Below are 1,443 nucleotides of genomic sequence, written 5' to 3'. Positions count from 1 at the left end.
CATTTTAATATATATTCAAAAGTTCAATTCACACTGTTATTTTTAATGGGGTATAAATAACATTTTTATACTTTTATTGAAATTTAAATCAAAAAACTATGAGAAAAATTGTTTTGAGTGTGCTATTAATTGCAATCTTGTTATTTACCCTTTTTTCAAATTATCTAATAATTGACACACCTGCTCCAGCCGAAGCTGTAAAATTTGATACTGGCGATACCGCATGGATTATTGTTGCTACTGCTCTAGTACTTATCATGACTCCTGGGTTAGGTTTTTTCTATGGCGGTATGGTTGGAAAAAAAAATGTCATTAGTACAATGTTACAAAGTTTTATGGCCATGATAATTGTTACCGTTTTATGGGTTATCATTGCTTTCGGACTTTCATTTGGCCCTACAATTGGTGGTGTTATTGGAAATCCAATCCCTAACTTGTTTTTTCAAGGTGTAGGAACAAATACAGCATGGAGCTTAGCTCCTACCATTCCGTTTATGCTATTTGCCTTATTCCAAGCTAAGTTTGCCATCATTACACCTGCCTTGATAACTGGAGCATTTGCAGAGCGTATCCGTTTTTGGGCTTATTTACTTTTTATGGTTTTGTTCATATTATTTATCTATACTCCGCTTGCGCACATGACTTGGCATCCTGATGGTTTATTTTTCAAAATGGGAGTACTTGACTTTGCTGGAGGCACAGTAGTACACATGAGTGCAGGATGGGCAGCACTTGCAGGAGCTATTTTCCTTGGAAAAAGAAAAGTTCAAAAGGTTAATCCAGCAAGAATAACCTATGTATTATTAGGAACTGGTTTACTGTGGTTTGGCTGGTTTGGTTTTAACGCAGGATCAGCACTAGGATCAAATGGCCTTGCAGTACAAGCATTAGGAACTACTACAGTTGCGGCAGCTGCTGCAGGTATGGCTTGGGTATTTCTAGATAAGATTCTAGGACACAAATTATCAGCAATGGGAGCTTGTATTGGAGTTGTTGTGGGCTTAGTGGCTATAACACCAGCTGCAGGTTTTGTAAGTATTCCACACGCTATGTTTATAGGAGCAATTGCTAGTATCATAAGTAATCTTGTAGTGAGAGCATTTCATAAAGGCAAAATTGATGATGCATTAGATGTTTTTGCTTGTCACGGTGTGGGCGGTATGGTAGGAATGCTACTTACTGGTGTTTTTGCATCAAAATCAATTAATTCTGTTGTAGGAGATAATCAAGGTTTAATTTTTGGAGACACTACCTTATTTCTAAATCAATTTAAAGCTTTAGTTGTGGTTTCTATTTTTGCTTTTACCGCATCGTATGTTTTATTTTTTATTGTTAACAAAATAACACCTTTACGTGTAAGCGAGGAAAAAGAAGAATTAGGACTTGACATTTCTCAACATGGTGAATTTTTATAATCAAACATTATTTATTACAATAAGCAAT

The 1,443-nt window shown here is 35.6% G+C and carries 1 protein-coding gene; it reads left to right on the top strand.

Translation table 11 applies throughout. The features are described from left to right. Positions 1–98: 98 nt before the first annotated feature. Complete coding sequence (locus tag FPG59_RS15990; RefSeq protein WP_086455522.1) at positions 99–1,415, top strand: ammonium transporter; 1,317 nt, start codon at positions 99–101, stop codon at positions 1,413–1,415. The last annotated feature ends 28 nt before the right edge of the window (positions 1,416–1,443 follow it).

The organism is Flavobacterium sp. FPG59 (assembly GCF_002150205.1).
Lineage (GTDB): Bacteria > Bacteroidota > Bacteroidia > Flavobacteriales > Flavobacteriaceae > Flavobacterium.
Note: the sequence above shows the minus strand (reverse complement) of the source record. Positions and strands in the feature narration are given on the sequence as shown.

Coding starts and splice junctions, on each gene's coding strand:
- FPG59_RS15990 (WP_086455522.1), top strand. CDS start 99: ATGAGAAAAATTGTTTTGAGTGTGCTATTAATTGCAATCTTGTTATTT.